This window comes from Streptomyces sp. NPDC057623, assembly GCF_042800355.1.
Taxonomy (GTDB): domain Bacteria; phylum Actinomycetota; class Actinomycetes; order Streptomycetales; family Streptomycetaceae; genus Streptomyces.
The window spans coordinates 1-17,156 of the sequence record NZ_JBHVGZ010000005.1 but is presented as its reverse complement, the minus strand read 5'-3'; the positions used below and the strand labels follow the sequence as shown (position 1 = coordinate 17,156).

Annotated in this window: 13 protein-coding genes; 3 read left to right on the top strand and 10 right to left on the bottom strand. The window is 71.1% G+C overall.

Annotated elements, in window-relative coordinates; genetic code table 11:
• Positions 1–22 precede the first annotated feature (22 nt).
• Positions 23–1,816, top strand: a complete 1,794-nt coding sequence (locus ACFU95_RS07235) for a bifunctional sugar phosphate isomerase/epimerase/4-hydroxyphenylpyruvate dioxygenase family protein (protein WP_383823002.1) — start codon at positions 23–25, stop codon at positions 1,814–1,816.
• On the opposite strand, the gene ACFU95_RS07230 is transcribed toward ACFU95_RS07235, so the two are convergent.
• The 8 genes from ACFU95_RS07230 to tkt are packed head-to-tail and all read right to left on the bottom strand — an operon-like array spanning position 1,803 to position 12,144.
• Positions 1,803–3,269, bottom strand: coding sequence for a membrane-associated oxidoreductase (locus ACFU95_RS07230; protein ID WP_383823000.1), 1,467 nt, complete (start codon positions 3,267–3,269; stop codon positions 1,803–1,805). The genes ACFU95_RS07235 and ACFU95_RS07230 overlap by 14 nt on opposite strands.
• 51 nt (positions 3,270–3,320) lie before the next feature.
• The gene (locus ACFU95_RS07225) at positions 3,321–3,908 is read right to left on the bottom strand and encodes a histidine phosphatase family protein (RefSeq protein ID WP_383822997.1); all 588 of its coding nucleotides are present in this window, start codon (positions 3,906–3,908) and stop codon (positions 3,321–3,323) included.
• 6 nt (positions 3,909–3,914) lie between these two features.
• Positions 3,915–4,793 (bottom strand): phosphogluconate dehydrogenase (NAD(+)-dependent, decarboxylating), encoded by an 879-nt coding sequence (gene gnd, locus ACFU95_RS07220; protein ID WP_383822995.1) that lies wholly within the window; start codon positions 4,791–4,793, stop codon positions 3,915–3,917.
• Between the two features lies 1 nt (position 4,794).
• Complete coding sequence (gene pgi / locus ACFU95_RS07215; protein ID WP_383822992.1) at positions 4,795–6,447, bottom strand: glucose-6-phosphate isomerase; 1,653 nt, start codon at positions 6,445–6,447, stop codon at positions 4,795–4,797.
• Positions 6,440–7,375, bottom strand: coding sequence for a glucose-6-phosphate dehydrogenase assembly protein OpcA (opcA, locus tag ACFU95_RS07210; protein WP_383822989.1), 936 nt, complete (start codon positions 7,373–7,375; stop codon positions 6,440–6,442). The genes pgi and opcA overlap by 8 nt, the downstream gene beginning before the upstream one ends.
• Positions 7,372–8,901 carry a glucose-6-phosphate dehydrogenase gene (zwf, locus tag ACFU95_RS07205; protein WP_383822986.1) on the bottom strand — a complete coding sequence of 510 codons (1,530 nt, stop codon included), beginning with the start codon at positions 8,899–8,901 and terminating at the stop codon, positions 7,372–7,374. Before zwf ends, opcA begins: the two co-directional genes overlap by 4 nt.
• Positions 8,898–10,040, bottom strand: a complete 1,143-nt coding sequence (gene tal, locus ACFU95_RS07200) for a transaldolase (RefSeq protein WP_383822984.1) — start codon at positions 10,038–10,040, stop codon at positions 8,898–8,900. Before tal ends, zwf begins: the two co-directional genes overlap by 4 nt.
• Positions 10,041–10,068: 28 nt before the next feature.
• Positions 10,069–12,144: a transketolase gene (tkt, locus tag ACFU95_RS07195; RefSeq protein ID WP_383822982.1), complete on the bottom strand. Its 2,076-nt coding sequence runs from the start codon at positions 12,142–12,144 to the stop codon at positions 10,069–10,071.
• A gap of 175 nt (positions 12,145–12,319) precedes the next feature.
• Here tkt and ACFU95_RS07190 point away from each other — a divergent pair, with 175 nt between their 5' ends.
• On the top strand, positions 12,320–13,234 hold the full coding sequence (locus ACFU95_RS07190; RefSeq protein WP_383822980.1) for a helix-turn-helix domain-containing protein: 915 nt from the start codon (positions 12,320–12,322) through the stop codon (positions 13,232–13,234).
• Positions 13,235–13,289: 55 nt separating this feature from the next.
• Here ACFU95_RS07190 and ACFU95_RS07185 read toward each other — a convergent pair whose 3' ends face one another.
• Positions 13,290–14,651, bottom strand: coding sequence for a rhodanese-like domain-containing protein (locus ACFU95_RS07185; RefSeq protein WP_383822977.1), 1,362 nt, complete (start codon positions 14,649–14,651; stop codon positions 13,290–13,292).
• A gap of 124 nt (positions 14,652–14,775) precedes the next feature.
• Between ACFU95_RS07185 and ACFU95_RS07180 the strand changes: the two genes are divergently transcribed.
• Positions 14,776–15,195 (top strand): spore germination protein GerW family protein, encoded by a 420-nt coding sequence (locus tag ACFU95_RS07180; RefSeq protein WP_383822975.1) that lies wholly within the window; start codon positions 14,776–14,778, stop codon positions 15,193–15,195.
• Between the two features lie 88 nt (positions 15,196–15,283).
• On the opposite strand, the gene ACFU95_RS07175 is transcribed toward ACFU95_RS07180, so the two are convergent.
• Positions 15,284–16,678, bottom strand: coding sequence for a glycoside hydrolase family 16 protein (locus ACFU95_RS07175; RefSeq protein ID WP_383822973.1), 1,395 nt, complete (start codon positions 16,676–16,678; stop codon positions 15,284–15,286).
• Positions 16,679–17,156 lie beyond the last annotated feature (478 nt).

Below are 17,156 nucleotides of genomic sequence, written 5' to 3'. Positions count from 1 at the left end.
AGAGGCAGGAAGAGGTACCGGCATGCGCACGTCCATCGCCACCGTCTCCCTCAGCGGATCCCTCACCGAGAAGCTCACCGCGGCCTCCCGGGCCGGCTTCGACGGGGTGGAGATCTTCGAGAACGACCTGCTGGCCAGCCCCCTCACTCCCGAGGAGATCCGCGCCCGCTGCGCCGACCTCGGCCTCACCGTCGACCTCTACCAGCCGATGCGGGACATCGAGGCCGTGCCCGCCGACGAGTTCGCCCGCGGTCTGCGCCGAGCCCGGCACAAGTTCGAGGTGATGCGGCGGCTCGGCGCCGACACCGTCCTCGTCTGCTCCAGCGTGCACCCGCTCGCCGTGGACGACGACGCGCTCGCCGCGTACCACCTGCGCCAACTCGCCGACCTGGCCCAGCAGTTCGGCATCCGGGTGGCGTACGAGGCACTCGCCTGGGGACGGCACGTCAGCACGTACGACCATGCCTGGCGCATCGTCGAGGCAGCCGACCACCCGGCGCTCGGCACCTGCCTGGACAGCTTCCACATCCTGTCCCGCGGCTCGGACCCCAAGGGCATCGAGGACATCCCCGGCGAGAAGATCTTCTTCCTCCAGCTCGCCGACGCCCCGCTGCTCGCGATGGACGTCCTCCAGTGGAGCCGCCACTACCGCTGCTTCCCCGGCCAGGGCGGCTTCGACGTCGCCGGCCTCGTACGCCACGTCCTGCGCACGGGATACGACGGCCCGCTCTCGCTGGAGGTCTTCAACGACGTCTTCCGCCAGGCCGAGGCAGGCCCGACCGCCGTCGACGCCCACCGCTCTCTGCTGGTCCTCCAGGAGACGGTCGGCGTCGCCACCCCGCCCCCGCCCGTCGTCCCCACCGGCGTCGCCTTCGCCGAACTGGTCACGCCGGACGCCGAGCCGGTCTCGGCCGTCCTCGGCGCCCTGGGCTTCGCCCGCACCGCACGGCACCGCAGCAAGCCGGTCGACCTCTGGCAGCAGGGCGAGGCCAGGATCCTGGTCAACACCTCGGGCGCCGCACGCCGGGACGGCACCGGACTCGCCGCGATCGGCCTGGAGTCCCCCGACCCGGCCGGCGCCGCCCGCCGCGCCGAGGCACTCCTGGCCCCCGTCCTGCCCCGCCGCCGCGCCCCGGAGGACGCCCCGCTCGACGCGGTCGCGGCACCCGACGGCACGCAGCTCTTCTTCTGCGCGAGGGCGCGGAACGAACTGCCCGACTGGCGCGCCGACTTCACGGACGCCGCACACGAGGCCGGAACGCCGGGCGTCCACGGCATCGACCACCTCGCCCTCACCCAGCCCTGGCACCACTTCGACGAGGCGACCCTCTTCCACCGCAGCGTCCTCGGCCTGCACGCCCAGGAGAGCGTCGACGTCGCCGACCCGTACGGCCTGCTGCGCAGCCGCGCCGTCACCAACGCCGACGGGAGTGTGCGGATCGCCCTGAGCGTCGGCGCGGCGCCCACCGACGACCCGGTGCACGCCCAGCACATCGCGCTGGCCACGGACGACGTGGTCACCGCGGCGCGCGGCTTCCGGGCCTCGGGTGGCCGGCTGCTGCCGATCCCCGCCAACTACTACGACGACCTGGCGGCGCGGTACGAGTTCGCCGACGGCGAGCTGGAGACGTATCGCGAGCTGGGCATCCTCTACGACCGTGACGCGCACGGCGAGTTCCGGCACTGCTACACCGTGACGGTCGGCCGCGTCTTCTTCGAGCTGGTGCAGCGGGACGGCTACCGGGGATACGGCGCCCAGAACGCGCCGGTGCGGCTGGCCGCCCAGCACGCCGGGCGGGCGGTCATTGGCGGCTGACGGTCCGGGTCACGCCGGCGATGACCGTCGTGGCCAGGATCCAGCCGGTGAGGACGAGGACGTACGCCAGCGCCTGCTGACCGCCCTCCGGGGCGAACGCCGGCTCCTGCCCGAAGGAGATCACCGGCAGCAGCAGGTCGAGGGTGTAGAACACCGGGTTGAAGTGCGGTGCCTCGTCCGCCTTCAGCGCCGGGGGCGCGTGCACCGCGAAGGCGACGGAGCCGATGGCGAGCAGCGACAGCAGCCAGCCGAGCGCACGCATCGGGCGGAATCCGTAGCCCACGGTGGCGTCCTGGACGTGGCCCCACAGGCGGCCGTACCAGGGCAGCGTGGTGCGGTGGCGGCGCTGCTTGGCGAGCTGGACGAGACGGGCGGCGTGGTCGTCGCCGGTGCGGCGGTACGCGGCGGTCAACTGCTCGTAGCCGTGCGGGTCGAAGGTGTCGTCGTCCCGCTCCAGCATGGGCAGCCGCTGCTCGGGTGGCACGTGCGGGGTCAGGGAGACGTAGGTGAGGTCGAGGAGACGGACCTGGTCCGGCAGCATCTCCGGATCCAGGTTGAGGTGCTCTATCTGGGAGCGGCGCAGATTGAGCATGCCCTCGATCTGAGGGCCCGTGCGCAGCCACACTTCGCCGATGACACTGCTGCTCGCCCGCATCGCGGTGCCGCCTGGGTTGGAGAGCCGGCTGCGGAGCAGGTCGAGCCGACCGGGTATGCGGGCGCCCCGCAGATCGATGCGGCCGTATGCGCTCAGCCGCCTGCACAGGACGTTGGCGCCCACCTCGAGAGCCTCGGCGTTGAGGACGAAGCCGCCGGGATGGCGGAGCTCGGCTTCCTCCAGCCGCAGCGAGCCGCTGACCGTGGCGCCGTTGAGACGGATCTCGCCGCGCGTGCGCAGACGCGACGCGCACAGATCCTCCCCGACGGTCACCTGGTGGAGCTGGAGGACCGGATCCACGGTTCCCTCCGGCGCCGTGACCTCGGCACCCTCCAGGTACAGCGCCCCGGCGATCTGCGCCCCGCCGAGCCGTACCCGCCCCCCGAACCGGCACTCCGTCAGCCGCAGTCCGCCGTCGACCCGCATCCGCGCGGCCGCCAGCCCGGGCAGCCGGGACCCGGTCAGATTGAGGTACTTCAGCTGGGCGCCGGAGAGGTCCGGGACGTCGTCGAAGTGACAGTGACTCAGACGCGCGACGCTGTCGATCGTCGCGTACCGCACGTCCAGTACACCGGTGATCCGCGCGCCCGCCACCTTGAGGGCGGCCACCTCTCCGCTCTCCACGGGTCCGTCGAGCAGCAGAGCTCTCAACACCGCGGCGCGCACCGTCCGTAGCGTCCCCCAGTCGGCCCCGTCGAGCGGGTCCTCGTCCGCCGCCTCGCGGAAGTCCACGGCCGCACCCTTGGGAAAGGCCTGCCACACCCGCAGCTCGGCCGGCGTCAGATCGTTGATCTCCATCAGCCGGGACTCTGACGCCGGCCGCCCCACCTGTCAACTCCGCCCCGGGAGTTACGGCCGGGTGTTCCAGTCGGCGATCACGGGACGCCCGTGCTCCGTCGAGAGCCGGCTCACCGTGCCCGTCGCCAGCTGGAACAGGCGCCCCTGCGCCGGGGCGAGCCCCAGTCGGCGGGCCGTCACCACGCGCAGGAAGTGGCCGTGCGCCACGAGGACGACGTCGCCGTCGAGCAGCGCCACGTCCACCCGCGACAGCACCCGGTCGGCCCGTGCGCCCACCTCGGCCGGGGATTCCCCGGGGTGACCGTCCGGGCCGGGCGGCACTCCGTCGGTCCACAGGTACCAGTCGGGGCGGGAGCGGTGGATGGTGGCGGTGGTGACGCCCTCGTAGCCGCCGTAGTCCCATTCGTGCAGGTCCGGGTCCGGTACGGCGCCGGACACGCCCGCCAGTTCGGCGGTGCGGGCCGCGCGGCGCAGCGGGCTGGTGAGGGCCAGGGAGAAGGAGCGGCAGGAGAGGAGCGGGGCCAGCGACTTGGCCTGTTCCTCTCCGGCCGCGGTGAGGGGCAGGTCGGTCCAGCTGGTGTGCTGTCCCGACCTGCTCCACTCCGTTTCTCCGTGGCGGACCAGGTAGAGATCCCCCACGGCGGGCTACTTCTTCGACTCGACGGCGTGCCCGCCGAACTGGTTGCGCAGCGCCGCGATCATCTTCATCTGCGGGGAGTCGTCCTGACGGGACGCGAACCGCGCGAAGAGGGAGGTGGTGATCGCGGGCAGCGGCACGGCGTGGTCGATGGCCGCCTCGACGGTCCACCGTCCCTCGCCGGAGTCCTGCGCGAAGCCCTTCAGCCTCTCCAGGTGCTCGTCCTCGTCGAGGGCGTTCACCGCGAGGTCCAGCAGCCAGGAACGGATGACCGTGCCCTCCTGCCAGGAGCGGAAGACCTCGCGGACGTTGTCCACCGACTCGACCTTCTCCAGCAGCTCCCAGCCCTCGGCGTAGGCCTGCATCATGGCGTACTCGATGCCGTTGTGGACCATCTTCGCGAAGTGCCCGGCGCCCACCTTGCCCGCGTGGACATAGCCGTACGGCCCCTCCGGCTTGAGCGCCTCGAAGATCGGCTTGAGCCGGTCGACGTGCTCCTTCTCGCCGCCCACCATCAGGGCGTAGCCGTTCTGCAGGCCCCACACACCGCCGGACACGCCCGCGTCGACGAAGCCGATGCCGTGCGCGCTCAGCTCCTTGGCGTGCTGCTCGTCGTCCGTCCAGCGGGAGTTGCCGCCGTCGACCACGGTGTCGTAGGGCTTGAGGAGGCTGCCCAGCTGGTCGATCACGAGCTGGGTGGGCCGGCCGGCCGGGACCATGACCCAGACCGTGCGCGGCGCGTCGAGCCGGTCGACGAGGTCGGCCAGGCTCGCGACGTCGGACAGTTCGGGGTTGGTGTCGTAGCCGACGACCGTGTGGCCGGCGTTGCGCAGACGCTCGCGCATGTTGCCGCCCATCTTGCCGAGACCAACAAGACCGATCTGCATGTCAGTTCACTTCCTTGAGTTCACGGTAGGCGGCCACGAGGGCGGCGGTGGACGAATCGAGACCGGGGACCTCGGCCCCCGTGGTGAGGGCGGGCTCGACCCGCTTGGCGAGGACCTTGCCCAGCTCGACGCCCCACTGGTCGAAGGAGTCGATGTTCCAGACGGCGCCCTGCACGAAGACCTTGTGCTCGTAGAGGGCGACCAGCTGGCCGAGGACCGACGGGGTCAGCTCCGGGGCGAGGATCGTGGTGGTGGGGTGGTTGCCGAGGAAGGTGCGGTGCGGGACCTGCTCCTCGGGCACTCCCTCCGCGCGCACCTCGTCCGCGGTCTTGCCGAAGGCCAGCGCCTGGCCCTGCGCGAAGAGGTTGGCCATCAACAGATCGTGCTGCGCCCCCAGTTCGTCGCTCAGTTCGGCGACCGGCCGGGCGAAGCCGATCAGGTCGGCCGGGATCAGCCGGGTGCCCTGGTGGATCAGCTGGTAGTAGGCGTGCTGTCCGTTGGTGCCGGGCGTGCCCCACACCACCGGACCGGTCTCCCAGCCCACGACCTGGCCGTCGCGGTCGACCGACTTGCCGTTGGACTCCATGTCCAGCTGCTGGAGATACGCCGTGAACTTCGACAGGTAGTGCGAGTACGGCAGCACCGCATGCGACTCGGCGCCGAAGAAGTTGACGTACCAGATGCCCAGCAGGCCCAGGATCAGCGGGGCGTTGGCCTTGGCGGGCGCGGTGCGGAAGTGCTCGTCGACGGTGTGGAAGCCGTCGAGCATCTCCCGGAAGCGCTCCGGGCCGATGGCGATCATCAGGGACAGGCCGATCGCCGAGTCGTAGGAGTAGCGGCCGCCGACCCAGTCCCAGAACTCGAACATGTTGTCCGGGTCGATGCCGAAGTCCGTCACCTTCTCGGCATTCGTCGACAGGGCGACAAAGTGCTTGGCGACCGCCTTGTCCTCGCCGCCGAGCCCGGCCAGCAGCCAGGAGCGGGCCGAGGTGGCGTTGGTGATCGTCTCGATCGTGGTGAACGTCTTGGACGCGACGACGAACAGCGTCTCCGCCGGGTCCAGGTCACGGACCGCCTCATGGAGGTCGGCGCCGTCGACGTTGGACACGAACCGGAACGTCAACTCCCGTGCCGTGAACGGGCGAAGAGCCTCGTACGCCATCGCGGGCCCGAGGTCGGAGCCGCCGATGCCGATGTTGACGACATTGCGGATACGACGGCCCGTGTGGCCGGTCCACTCACCGGAGCGGACACGGTCCGCGAACGCGCTCATCTTGTCGAGCACCGCGTGCACCTCGGGCACGACGTTCTCGCCGTCCACCTCGATCACGGCCTCGCGCGGCGCCCGCAGCGCGGTGTGCAGCACCGCCCGGTCCTCGGTGACGTTGATCCGCTCGCCGCGGAACATCGCGTCCCGCAGCCCGGACACGTCGGTGGCGGCGGCCAGTTCCCGCAGCAGGGCGAGCGTCTCGTCGGTGATCAGCTGCTTGGAGTAGTCGATGCGCAGATCACCGACGCGTACGACGTACCGCTCGGCGCGGGAGGGATCGGCCGCGAACAGCTCACGCAGCCGCGGGCGCTGGAGCACGTCCGCGCGGTGGTCCTCCAGGGCCGCCCACTCGGGGCGCCGGGTGAGCCGGGGAGTCTCAGACATGAGAGGGGTTCTCCTTGGTGGCCTCGCCCCGCAGGGCGATGGCGTACATCTCGTCCGCGTCGAGGCGCCTGAGCTCCTCGGCGATGAGTTCGGAGGTGGTGCGGACCTTCAGCGCCAGGGTGCGGGACGGCTGGTCCGGCAGGGACAGCGTGGCCAGCGGGCCCTCGGGGCGGTCGATGACGATCTCGCCGTTCTCGGTGCCCAGGCGCACGCCGGTGACGACCGGTCCGGCGGTCACGACCCGTTCGGCCGTGACGTGCAGGCGGGCTTCCAGCCAGCGGGCCAGCAGCTCGGCGGCCGGGTTGTCGGCCTCGGCCTCCACCACGGCCGAGATGATCGGCACCCGAGCCTGGTCCAGGGCCGCGGCGAGCATGGAGCGCCACGGGGTGAGCCGGGTCCAGGCGAGGTCGGTGTCGCCGGGTGCGTAGGAGCGCGCGCGGGCCTCCAGCTCCGCCTGCGGGTTCTCGGTGGTGTAGAGATCGGTGATCCGGCGCTGCGCCAGCGCGCCCAGCGGATCCTTCGCGGGGTTCTCCGGCGCCTCCACCGGCCACCACACCACGACCGGCGCGTCCGGCAGCAGCAGCGGCAGCACCACCGAGTCGGCGTGCTCGGACACCTCGCCGTACATCCGCAGCACGACCGTCTCGCCGGTACCGGCGTCGGCGCCCACCCGGACCTCGGCGTCCAGGTGCGAGCGGGTGCGGTCACGCGGGGTACGGGCGTGCCGCTTGATCACGACCAGGGTGCGCGCGGGGTGCTCGTGCGAGGCCTCCTCGGCGGCCTTGATCGAGTCGTACGCGTTCTCCTCGTCCGTGACGATCACCATCGTCAGGACCATGCCCACGGCCGGTGTGCCGATCGCGCGGCGGCCCTGCACCAGCGCCTTGTTGATCTTGCTTGCCGTGGTGTCGGTCAGGTCGATCTTCATGGCCTGCGCCAGCTCCGTCCGTCTCGTGCGAGCATCTCGTCGGCTTCCTCGGGTCCCCAGCTCCCGGACGCGTACTGCGCCGGCTTGCCGTGGGAGTCCCAGTAGTCCTCGATCGGGTCGAGGATCTTCCAGGACTCTTCCACTTCCTGGTGACGGGGGAACAAATTGGCGTCACCGAGGAGGACATCCAGGATGAGCCGCTCGTACGCCTCCGGGCTGGACTCCGTGAACGACTCGCCGTAGGCGAAGTCCATCGTCACGTCCCGGATCTCCATCGAGGTGCCCGGCACCTTGGAGCCGAACCGCACCGTCATGCCCTCGTCCGGCTGGACACGGATGACGATCGCGTTCTGCCCGAGCTCCTCGGTGGCGGTGGAGTCGAAGGGGGAGTGCGGCGCCCGCTGGAAGACGACCGCGATCTCGGTGACCCGCCGCCCGAGCCGCTTGCCGGTGCGCAGGTAGAACGGCACACCCGCCCAGCGCCGGTTGTCGACGTTCAGCTTGACCGCGGCGTACGTGTCGGTCTTCGAGCGCGCGTCGATACCGTCCTCCTGGAGGTACCCGACCACCTGCTCGCCGCCCTGCCAGCTCGCCGCGTACTGCCCGCGCACGGTGTGGCTGCCCAGGTCCTCCGGCAGCTTCACCGCCTTGAGCACCTTCAGCTTCTCGGTGAGCAGCGAGGCGGCGTCGAAGGCGGCCGGCTCCTCCATGGCGGTCAGCGCCATCAGCTGGAGCAGGTGGTTCTGGATGACGTCACGGGCCGAGCCGATGCCGTCGTAGTAGCCCGCCCGGCCGCCGATGCCGATGTCCTCGGCCATCGTGATCTGCACGTGGTCGACATACGACCGGTTCCAGATCGGCTCGAACATCTGGTTGGCGAACCGCAGCGCCAGGATGTTCTGGACGGTCTCCTTGCCCAGGTAGTGGTCGATCCGGAAGACCTGCTCCGGGTCGAACACGTCGTGCACGATCGCGTTCAGCTCCTGGGCGCTCGTGAGGTCGTGGCCGAACGGCTTCTCGATGACCGCCCGCCGCCAGGACCCCTCGGGGGCGTCGGCCAGGCCGTGCTTCTTCAGCTGCCGTACGACCTCCGGGAAGAACTTCGGCGGTACGGAGAGGTAGAAGGCGTAGTTGCCGCTCGTACCGCGGGCCGCGTCCAGCTCGTCGACCGTCTGGCGCAGCTGCTTGAACGCCTCGTCGTCGTCGAAGGCCCCGGGGATGAACCGCATGCCCTCGGACAGCTGCTGCCAGACCTCCTCACGGAACTCCGTACGGGCGTGCTCGCGCACCGAGTCGTGCACGACCTGCGCGAAGTCCTCGTCCTCCCAGTCACGGCGGGCGAACCCGACGAGCGAGAAGCCCGGCGGCAGCATGCCGCGGTTGGCCAGGTCGTAGACGGCCGGCATCAGCTTCTTGCGGGACAGGTCGCCGGTGACCCCGAAGATGACGAGCCCGGACGGGCCCGCGATACGGGGCAGACGGCGGTCGCGCGCGTCGCGCAGGGGGTTGTCCCAGTCGGCGATCATTCTGCGTCAGCTCCCTTGCTGCCGAGCGACTTCTTCACGGCGTCCAACAGGTCCTGCCACGCCACCTCGAACTTGGCGACGCCCTCGTCCTCCAACCGGGTGACGACCTCGTCGTACGAGATCCCCAGCGCCTGAACGGCGGCCAGGTCGGCGCGGGCCTGCGCGTAACCGCCGGTGACCGTGTCGCCGGTGATCTCGCCGTGGTCGGCGGTGGCGTCGAGCGTGGCTTCGGGCATCGTGTTGACAGTGCCCGGCGCGACCAGTTCATCCACGTACAGGGTCGACTTGTACGCGGGGTCCTTCACCCCGGTGGAAGCCCACAGCGGGCGCTGCTTGTTGGCCTGGGCGCCGGTCAGGGCGGTCCAGCGGTCGCCGCCCCCGAAGACCTCCTCATAGGCCTCGTAGGCGAGACGGGCGTTGGCCAGCGCGGCCCTGCCCTTGAGCCCGAGGGCCGCGTCCGTACCGATCGCGGTCAGCCGCTTGTCGATCTCGGCGTCGACCCGGGAGACGAAGAAGGACGCCACGGAGTGGATGCCGGACAGGTCCAGGCCCTGCGCGGCGGCCTTCTCCAGGCCGGCCAGATAGGCGTCCATGACCTCGCGGTAGCGCTCCAGGGAGAAGATCAGCGTGACGTTGACGCTGATGCCCTGGGCGATGACCTCGGTGATGGCGGGCAGACCTGCCCTGGTCGCCGGGATCTTGATCATCACGTTGGGGCGGTCGACCAGCCAGGCCAGCTGCCTGGCCTCGGCGACGGTGGCCGCCGTGTCGTGGGCGAGCCGCGGGTCGACCTCGATGGAGACCCGGCCGTCCCGCCCGTGGGTGGCGTCGTACACGGGCCGCAGGATGTCGGCGGCGGCGCGCACGTCGGCGGTGGTCATCATGCGCACGGCCTCGTCGACCGTGACGCCCCGCACCGCGAGGTCGGCGAGCTGCTCCTCGTAGCCCTCACCGGAGCCGATGGCGGCCTGGAAGATGGACGGGTTGGTGGTGACGCCCACGACGTTCCTGTTCGCGACGAGTTCGGCGAGGTTGCCGGACTCGATCCGCTTGCGCGACAGGTCGTCCAGCCAGATCGAGACGCCTTCGTCGGAGAGGCGCTTCAGGGTTCGGGCGGTCGCGGTTGCTTCGGTGGTCACTGTGCTCAACTTCTCTCTGGCGTTCGGATCAACCGCGGGCGAGGGCAAGGGACTCCCTCGCGGCGACGGCGACGTTCTCAGGGGTGAAGCCGTACTCGGCGAACAGGGTCGCGGCATCCGCGGAGGCACCGAAGTGCTCCAGGGAGACGATGCGTCCCGCGTCGCCCACGAACCGGTACCAGGTCAGCCCGATACCGGCCTCGACGGCGACCCGCGCCTTCACGGCCGGCGGCAGGACGCTCTCGCGGTACTCGCGCGGCTGCTCCTCGAACCACTCCACCGACGGCATCGACACCACGCGGGTACCGATCCCGTCGGCCTCCAACCGCTCCCGCGCGGCGACGGCGAGCTGGACCTCGGATCCGGTGGCGATGAGGATCACCTCGGGCGTCTCGCCGGAGGACTCCGCGAGGACGTAACCGCCCTTCGCCGCATCGGGGTTGACGGGCAGCGTCGGCACACCCTGGCGGGTGAGCGCGAGCCCGTGCGGGGCCGGGTCGGTGGAGTGCCGCTTCAGGATCTCGGCCCAGGCGACCGCGGTCTCGTTGGCGTCGGCGGGGCGGACGATGTTCAGGCCCGGGATCGCCCGCAGCGAGGCCAGGTGCTCGACCGGCTGGTGGGTGGGGCCGTCCTCGCCGAGGCCGACGGAGTCGTGCGTCCAGACGAACGTCACCGGCAGCTGCATCAGCGCGGCCATGCGGACCGCGTTGCGCATGTAGTCGGAGAACACGAGGAACGTGCCGCCGTAGACGCGGGTGTTGCCGTGCAGGGCGATGCCGTTCATCTCGGCGGCCATCGAGAACTCGCGGATGCCGAAGTGGATGGTGCGGCCGTACGGGTCGGCCTCGGGCAGCGGGTTGCCCTTCGGCAGGAACGAACTCGTCTTGTCGATGGTGGTGTTGTTGGAGCCGGCGAGGTCGGCCGAGCCGCCCCACAGCTCCGGGACGACGGCGCCGAGGGCCTGGAGCACCTTGCCGGAGGCGGCCCGGGTGGCGACCGACTTGCCCTCCTCGAAGACCGGCAGGGCGTCCTCCCAGCCGTCGGGCAGCTGCCCGGCGACGATCCGGTCGAACAGCTGGGCCCGCTCGGGGTGGGTGGAGCGCCAGACGCCGAGCTGCTTGTCCCAGGCCGCGTGCGCCTCGGCACCCCGGTCGAGGGCGCGGCGGGAGTGGGCGAGGACCTCGTCTGCGACCTCGAAGGTCCGCTCCGGGTCGAAGCCGAGGATGCGCTTGGTGGCGGCGATCTCGTCGGCGCCGAGGGCGGAGCCGTGGGAGGCCTCCGTGTTCTGGGCGTTGGGGGCGGGCCAGGCGATGATCGTGCGCATGGCGATGATGGAGGGGCGCTCGGTCTCGGCCTGCGCCGCCCTGAGCGCCGCGTACAGCGCGTGGACGTCGATGTCGCCGCCCAGCGCGGGCTCGATCCGCTGCACGTGCCAGCCGTACGCCTCGTAGCGCTTCAGCACGTCCTCGGAGAACGCGGTCGCGGTGTCGCCCTCGATGGAGATGTGGTTGTCGTCGTAGAGGAAGACCAGGTTGCCGAGCTTCTGGTGGCCGGCGAGCGAGGACGCCTCGGCGGAGACGCCCTCCTCCAGGTCACCGTCGGAGACGATCGCCCAGATGGTGTGGTCGAACGGGGACTCGCCCTCCGGGGCCTCGGGGTCGAACAGGCCGCGCTCGTAACGGGCGGCCATCGCCATGCCGACGGCGTTGGCGACGCCCTGGCCGAGCGGGCCGGTCGTCGTCTCGACCCCCGCCGTGTGCCCGTACTCCGGGTGACCCGGCGTCTTCGAACCCTGGGTCCGGAAGGCCCTGAGGTCGTCGAGCTCCAGCTCGTACCCGGCGAGGAAGAGCTGGGTGTAGAGGGTCAGCGAGGTGTGGCCGGGGGAGAGGACGAAACGGTCCCGGCCGGTCCACTCGGGGTCGGCGGGATCGTGCCGCATCACCTTCTGAAAGATCGTGTACGCCGCCGGGGCGAGGCTCATCGCGGTGCCCGGGTGGCCGTTGCCGACCTGCTGAACGGCATCGGCCGCCAGGAGGCGGGCCGTGTCGACGGCACGCCGGTCGAGTTCGGTCCATTCGAAGCTGTCCGGTGTCTGCGTGCTCATCTTCAAAAGTCCTCGATCGCAGCGAAGTGGCTGGTCCAACGCGTTCAAAAGTAAAAGTCTGACTTTTATGAGGGAAGGTCGGCGTGTGTCACGCTGTGGTGAAAGTGGGACACCGCCGCCGGCGCAGCGCACGGCTGAGATGGGCGGCGCGCAACTGAGGCGGCACGAGACGGACATGGTGGACACAAGGGTCGAAGGCGGCGACGGAGGCGACGAAGGCGACGGAGGGATCAGAACGTTTCCCTTCCCCGTCGAGCTGAGCGTCGGCGGCGTCGGCATGCAGATCGGCCCGATGGGCGGCGGCGACCACGCCTGGCACGCCGACGAGGCGCCGCTGGAGCGTGTGCACCGCATCGACTTCCACGTCGTGATGCTCTTCAGCCGGGGGCCCGTACGCCACATGATCGACTTCACGGAGTACGAGGCGGGCCCCGGCGACCTGTTGTGGATCCGTCCCGGACAGGTCCATCGGTTCTCCCGGACCAGCGAGTACCGGGGGATCGTCCTTGCCATGCAGCCCGGCTTCCTGCCCCGCGCCACGGTCGAGGCCACCGGCCTCTACCGCTACGACCTCCCACCCCTGCTCCACCCCGACGAAGCCCAGCTCACCGCCCTGCGGTCGTCGCTGGCCCAACTCGGCGGCGAGTACGAGGACACGACGACCCTGCCCCTGAGCCTGCACACCGCGGTCCTGCGCCACTCACTGACGGCGTTCCTGCTGCGCCTGGCCCACCTCGCCGCGAGCTCGGCGGAGGCCGAGCGCCGCCAGGCCGACACGACCTTCACCCTCTTCCGGGACGCGGTCGAGCAGGGCTTCGCCACCAACCACAGCGTCAGCGCCTACGCCGACCAGCTCGGTTACTCCCGTCGCACCCTCGTCCGGGCCGTCCGCGCCGCCACCGGCCAGACGCCCAAGGGCTTCATCGACCGACGCGTGATCCTGGAGGCCAAGCGGCTCCTGGCGCACACGGACCTGCCGATCGGGCGGGTGGGCGCGGCGATCGGGTTCCCGGACGCCGCGAACTTCTCCAAGTTCTTCCACCAGCACACGGAGGTGACGCCGGCGGCGTTCCGGTCGGATCTGCGGTAGGGCTCCGCCGGGTGGGGCGGTGCGGAACCGTGGGCCGATTCGTTCGGGGGCTCGCTCATGGGCCCTGCCGGAGTGTGCCGCCGGTGGCCTCCGCCCAGTCGTCGGGGCCGCCCTCGAGGACGGTGACGTCATGGTCGCCGGTGCGTTGGAGAAGGCTGGCGGCGGTCATCGCGCGTACCCCGCGCGAGCAGTGCACCAGCGGGCTCGGCGGGGCCGAGTCCGGATGGGCGGCCAGGGTGCCGAGCTCGATATCGACGGCGCCGGGGATGTGCCCGGCTTCCCACTCGGACCGCTGGCGGACGTCGAGGACGGGACGGTCGTCGCCGACGCGGTCGGGCGTCACGACGTCGACGGTCTCCCGCTCGCCTCCGGCGGCCGTCCAGGCGTCCATGGTGAGATGTCCGCTGAGCCGCTCGTACCCGATCTTCAGGGCCTGCCAGGTGAGTTCGGCGAGGTCCTGGCCGGGCGCCGTGACGAGGACGAGCGGGGTGTCGTCGGGCAGCAGCCAGCCGAGCCAGGTCGCGAACTGGCCGCGCAGCTGGACGGAGAGGGCGCCGGGGATGTGGCCGGCGGCGAAGTCCTCGACCCGTCGTACGTCGACGATCCGCGCGCCCTCGCCGAGCAGGCGACGTACGTCGGCCGTGGACAGGGGCGGCAGCGGGGGCGCCGCGGCGAGCACGACAGGACCGCGCCGGTTCACCTCGGCCAGCCGGTCGAAGTACGCGGGATAGGACCCGAGGCCGCCGACCAGCCGCCGTACGAAACTGTCCTCGTCCGGCGCGCGGAGCAGGTCGTTGGCCCGCTTCTCGGCACCGATGGTGGTGGTGCGCTCGGCGCCCGGCGGCGCGGAGCAGAAGGACCCGGCGCCGTGCGTGGGCCACACGGCCGTGAAGTCCGGTAGCCGGGCGAGGCACCGCAGGGAGCGGTACTGGGCGCGGGCGAGTTCCTCCGCGCGGTCGGCGCCCAGCAGGTCGGTGCGGGCGGCCGAGCCGACGATCAGCGAACCGCCGGTGAAGACCCCCAACTCCCGTGCGCCGTCGAGGAGCAGGAAGGACAGGTGCTCGTCCGTGTGCCCGGGGGTGGCCAGCGCGCGCAGGGTCAGCCCGCCCAGGTCCACCTCGTCGCCGTCCGCCAGGCCCCGGTGCTCGAAGGCACGCCGTCCGGCGGCGGACGCCAGCACCGTCGCCCCGTCGTCTGCCGCCAGCTGGAGCGCGCCGGTGAGGAAGTCGGCGTGCAGGTGGGTGTCGGCGGCGTAGGCCACGGTGAGCCCGCGCCGCCCGGCCTCGGCGCGCAGGGCACGCAGATCACGGCTCACGTCGACGGCCAGGGCGCGGCCCTCGCCCAGGTCGACGAGGTAGGCGCTGTTGCCGAGACCGCTGTCGACCAGCGGAACCAGGTGATCGTCGGCGAATCCCATGGGGTCCTCCATCTGCCACGGTACGCGCCGGGTGCCCCGTTGACCCACCTGCCGCACCTCGCCCTCGGGTCCGGGGACGGCGGGTTTCCTTGACAGTCGGCCCCCGCTTGTCTACGAGTGCTGCATGACCGCCCACGAAGCGAACCCCGCCCCCGTGCCGCCGACGAGCACGGAGACCACCGCGACGCACGCCGCGGATGTCCTGCTGGAACACCTGGCCGACAGACTCGGCGGCAGTGCCTCCGTCAGTGCCGTCTACGGCGAACCCGTCACCGCCGACGGCGTCACCGTCATCCCGGTCGCCAAGGTCGCCTTCGGCCTCGGCGGCGGAGCCGGACGGATCGGCGACCCCGGCACCGGCGAGGGCGGCGGCGCCGGGGGAGGGGTGGACGCCGCCCCGGTGGGCTACATCGAGATCAGCAACGGCATCGCGACGTACCGGCCCATCCGCCGGACCTGGACCGACGTCGCCGTACCGCTCGCCGCCCTCGTCCTCGGCGCCGCGCTCCCGAAGATCGTCCAGGTGTTACGACGCCGACGCTGACCGCGACGACGCCCCGCGAGGGCCGGGGCACTCGCGGGGCAGGGACCAGAAAGAAGGTGACCGTGCCGCGCACCGTGCGACGCGCCGGTCAGCGGCCGAAGTTGAACCAGTTGACGTTCACGAAGTCCGACGACTGGCCGCTGGTGAAGGTGAGATAGACGTCGTGGGTGCCGCTCACCCCGCTGATGTTCGCCGGGATGGTCCGCCACGACTGCCAGCCGCCGGTGTTGCCCACGGAGAAGCTGCCCACGGGTGCGTTGCCACGGCTGTCGAGACGCACCTCGACCAGACCGCTGACGCCGCCCGCCGCACCGCTCGCCACCCGGGCGACGAACTGGGTGGCCGCCGTGGAACCGAAGTTGACGCCCTTGTACAGCGCCCAGTCGCCGTTCGCCACGGCGCCGATGTTCTGGCCGCCGCCCGAGTCGGAGGTGGTCTCGGCGCTCACGCCGCTCTGACCGTCGTAGGACTCGGCCTGGATGGCGCTGTACGCGTCACGGTTGCCGGTCGGCGGGGGCGTGGTACCGCTCCCACTGGACAGCACCTGGACATAGTCGACGACCATGGCGTGCCCCGGCTGCGTTCCGCTGTCCGGGCCGCCGCCGAAGGCGTCCGGGAAGCCGCCGCCCATGGCCACGTTGAGGATGATGAAGAAACCGTGGTTCGTGGCGTTCGCCCAGGTCGTCGCGTCGACCTGGTTGGCCCGCACGGTGTGGAAGTTGGTGCCGTCGAGGTAGAAGCGGATCTCCTCGGTGCTCGTCGAGCGGTCCCACTCCATCGCGTAGGTGTGGAAGCCCGCCTGGCAGGTCGTGCCGGAGCAGGTGGTGTTGCCGCCGATGCCGCTGGTCTCGTTGCAGGGGCCGCCCGGTGAGGTGCCGCAGTGCATCGTGGCGAAGACGGTGTTGTTCCCCTGCGTGTTCTCCATGATGTCCAGCTCGCCGACGCTGGGCCAGTTCCAGTAGTCGCCGCGGTAGGGCGCGCCCAGCATCCAGAACGCCGGCCAGTATCCCTTGGCGGCGGCCCCGGTCACGTTCGGCACCTGGATCCGGGACTCCACGCGGAGCTTGCCGCCCGCCGGGGGCTGGAAGTCGGTGCGGTTGGTCTCGACGCGGCCGGAGGTCCAGTTGCCGGAGGCGTCCCGCCGCGGGGTGATGCGGAGGTTGCCGTTGCCGTCGAGCGCGACGTTGTCGGTGCTGCTCGTCATCGTCTCGATCTCGCCGGTGCCCCAGTTGGCGGGACCGCCGGGATAGCCCTTGCCGGTCGCGTACTGCCAGTTGGAGGTGTTCACGCCGCTGCCGGCGGCGCCGTTGAAGTCGTCCAGGAAGACCCGCGTCCAGCCCGACGGGGGCGTGGGCGCGGAGGCGTTCGCGGACGGGACGGCGACGGTGGCGGCGGCCGCCGCCAGTCCGACGGTGCCGAGCAGGGCGACGAGCGTCCGCCTGAGGGAGCGGTGTCTGCGGTGTATGCCGGAGGGTTCACTCATGGGGGTGCTGCCTCTCGGAGTACGGGGGTGGGGGTGCGGATGCCTTCGGGAGCCCGTGGGATCCATGCGCCGGGCGGCGACGCTGAGAGCGCTCTCACAGTGTCGCCAATGTGCTCCCCGTCCCCCCGGCCGTCAAGAGGTGAAGCGGAGAAATCCCCTCCGTCGCAGGCGAGTTCACCCTGTGAATGCGTAAATGTGCCAGGGGGTGTTTCGAAAGTCCCGTGCGGTGCCCGCGTCCGCCGCGGCAGCGGCTGGTGTCACAGCCGGTGCGTGCCCTCGGCGTGCCGGGCGAAGGCCCTCGTACTGGACGTACTTGGGCCTTCGGCCGGTACGGCGAGGGTGCGTGCCGGGCGCCGCGGGTGCTGTGCGGGACTTTCGAAACACCCCCTAAAGCGCGTTGCAGAAGGCCGTGATCTGGGCATTTCCCTTGTATGCGTGGGGTGTTGAGGGCTGATCCGTTGTGGGTGGAGACGTTTAC